This window comes from Streptomyces otsuchiensis (genome assembly GCF_004305975.1).
GTDB lineage: Bacteria > Actinomycetota > Actinomycetes > Streptomycetales > Streptomycetaceae > Streptomyces > Streptomyces otsuchiensis.
Genome location: NZ_BHZI01000627.1, coordinates 1 through 354 on the forward strand (window position 1 = coordinate 1; position 354 = coordinate 354).

Consider the following 354-nt stretch of genomic DNA (forward strand, 5'->3'; position numbering starts at 1 on the left):
CGCCGAGAGGGCCGTACGTGAAGGTCGTTCGCTGGCCTGCGGGGTTGGTGGTGGCGGTGGTTTGGCCGGCGGGGTCGATGGTGTGGGTGGTGGTGCGGCCGTCGTAGTCGGTTTCGGCGACGAGGTGTCCTGCGGGGTTGTGGGTGTAGGTCCAGGTGTGGCCGAGGGGGTTGGTGATGGCGGTGAGCTTGAGTTCGGTGTCGCGGGTGAAGCGGATGGTCGCGCCGTCGGGTGTGGTGCGGGAGTTGGGGAGGTCGAACGGGCCGTAGGTGAGTGAGGTGACGCCGCCGTTCTCGTCGGTCTCGGTGAGGAGGTTGCCCTCGGCGTCGTAGGTGTGGGTGCGGGTGCCGCCGA

The 354-nt window shown here is 68.9% G+C and carries 1 protein-coding gene; it reads right to left on the reverse strand.

Translation table 11 applies throughout. The features are described 5' to 3' along the window. Positions 1–354: RHS repeat domain-containing protein (locus tag E0D90_RS26145; RefSeq protein ID WP_130800357.1), on the reverse strand; the 354-nt coding region annotated here is incomplete at both ends.